The following is a 2,483-nucleotide window of genomic DNA, read 5'->3' as shown; positions in this document are numbered from 1 at the left end:
GTTGTTGAGTTCATAGACAGTCCTCCTATAGATGTCAAAAAAGTTGAGGTTAACTTTTTTGATTTAATGAGCCTATTATCTCAGATACATAGAAAGAAATCTACGCATTCACTATGGAGCGTTTACTATGATCCAGACAGGCCTTGCGCACTTCCCTTAAACTATAATAATAATTCGCTGAGGTGATTTCATGCTGGTTGCACCATTCTTTGACGGAGATTCCAGCAGGCCTGCTTTGACATTCTTAGATTTGATTAGCCCATTGCTTAAGTCGATATTGCCTGGCCGCTAATGACGTTGTTGAGTTCATAGACAGTCCTCCTATAGATGTCAAAAAGTTGAGGCTTAACTTTTTTGATTTAATGAGCCTATTATCTCAGATATATATATAAAAATCTACACATTCACTATGGAACGTTTACGTTTTATATACAACAAATTATAGTATATAGCTATATTAATAGCGAGTTGTGACAAGAGAAGAGACGTAATGTTACAATTACTATCATATTAATACTATATTTGTTATACTTGTAAAAAGGCAAAATAAATATATTGTTAGTTAATGTGATATTTTTTATATACAAATAAATATATATATTTATTTGTATATATATAGTTTTGCGTTTTTTTGTTGTACATTCTATAATGATAGTGTAATTATTATTATGAATAGGATGCGTATATGAATAACTATAAAAAAATATTTGCTTATAATCTTCGTTTTTATCGAGTAGCATCTGACTATACTTTGGAGGAAGTATCTGATATAAGTGGTATTTCTACTACAGTATGGAGCAGCTATGAAAATGAAAGAGGTAATCCGACTTTAGATACATTAAAAAAAATAAGTGATACGCTTGCTGTACCACTTACATATTTACTCAAAAAAGGTCAAACATCTGATCCGGTTGAGGATATTAAGTTAAATGCATTAATTAGAGATATAAATCAGTTGGAGGAAAGAAAAAAGGGAATTCTTATAAAAATTATTAGATTAATATTGCTTTTTGCTAGATGAAATATAGATGCTGAATTGGAATCCGAAAGTCCAGTTTGCAAAAGTTACTTCCATTTCACATATTCCTTGCAAGACTAAATTCCTAAAACTAAGTTATTCTTAAAATTCTGGAAATAAAGTATTATCTCGTTGGATTTATGCCATCCAGACTCTGTTGCTAAGTCAATAGTATAACAGACCAGAATGTTTGCAATAGTAACTTCTGGTGGTAACTTTGCAATATTAAGTTCCAGTTTTCAGCTGAATGAACTGGATTTTAACTTTTCAATTCAGCAGAAAATATAGATTGTGAGTAGACATAGATGAATATTGCTGTTGTTGACGATGATATCAAATGTATAAATGAAATTTGTGAGTTTTTACATAATGCAAAGTTATTCAATAAATTATTAATTGATACTTATACGACTGGAAAATCTTTTCTAAGCTCTTTAGAAGAATCCTATGATATAGTGTTTCTCGACATTGAGATGGAATATGATGGAATAAAAACAGCAAAAAAAATAAGAGATAAGCATACAGATAGTACTACAAAAATAATATTTGTATCAGGTTATGAAACATATTATAAGCAATTATATGAAGTAAAGCCAATAGCATTTATTAGTAAACCTATAATGATTGAAGAATTAGAAAGTGCTATTAATAAATGTATTAAACAATTTATTTTTGAAAAAAATAATTGTTTGATATTTGAATATAAGATCAAAAATTCAATAAACAGAATAATGCAAAAAGATATTTTTTATTTTGAAAGTAAAAAGCGAAAGATGCGAATAGTTAGTGCTAGTGAAGATTTTGAATTCTACGGAAGAGTAGCAGAGACTTTAGAAAAGTTGGACGACGAAAACTTTATAAAAGTACATGAATCTTATATAGTAAATTTAGATAATGTAAAATTGTTTTTGCCAGATTCGTTAACTATGCGAAATTCAGATATAATTTGCATTAGTAAAACATATCGCTTAGCTGTTAAAAGAAGTGTAAAAAGATATTTGGGATGGAGAAATCAGTGAATTACACAAACAAAATTCTGACATATGGCATATCTAATTTATGGACACATATATTACTGATTTGCCTTTTGAAAAGACACTTAAGATTAAAGAGTACATGTAAAATTACTCCTTATATTATTATAATTGTTGTTACATTTGTAGTAACAATTATTAATTTGCTTTCACAATCAGTTATAGAAAATATATTATTTTCGTTTATAGTGATTGTTTTTTTATCATCATTGTTTAAACCTAAATTTCAATCAATATTTATTGGGTTTTACTTTTTCTTTACACATTTACTAATAGAGGATATAGTAACAATAACATTTAGTTTAGTTGGTTTTGTAACATATAATACAGCTATGAATAATAGTAATATGAGAATTATAATAATATTAATTGTAGAATTATTATTTTTTGTTAATTTAATTTTTGTTTCAAATAAATTAAAAATAGTTCAA

General features: G+C 27.2%; 4 protein-coding genes. All 4 read left to right on the top strand.

The genetic code is table 11. The annotated features are described in order from the left end of the window. Nucleotides 1-186, top strand: a 186-nt coding sequence (locus EFT72_RS19535) for a hypothetical protein (protein WP_206426690.1), incomplete at its 5' end; no start/stop codon positions are given. A 499-nt stretch (nucleotides 187-685) separates the two neighbouring features. After that, complete coding sequence (locus tag EFT72_RS18810; protein WP_124068452.1) at nucleotides 686-1,021, top strand: helix-turn-helix transcriptional regulator; 336 nt, start codon at nucleotides 686-688, stop codon at nucleotides 1,019-1,021. A 302-nt stretch (nucleotides 1,022-1,323) separates the two neighbouring features. After that, nucleotides 1,324-2,037: a LytTR family DNA-binding domain-containing protein gene (locus EFT72_RS18805; RefSeq protein ID WP_124068451.1), complete on the top strand. Its 714-nt coding sequence runs from the start codon at nucleotides 1,324-1,326 to the stop codon at nucleotides 2,035-2,037. Next, on the top strand, nucleotides 2,034-2,483 hold a 450-nt coding region (locus EFT72_RS19530), incomplete at its 3' end, for a hypothetical protein (RefSeq protein WP_206426689.1). The genes EFT72_RS18805 and EFT72_RS19530, both read left to right, overlap by 4 nt.

This window comes from Clostridium sp. E02 (assembly GCF_003833015.1).
Lineage (GTDB): Bacteria > Bacillota > Clostridia > Lachnospirales > Lachnospiraceae > Lacrimispora.
This window is presented reverse-complemented; position numbering and strand designations above follow the sequence as displayed.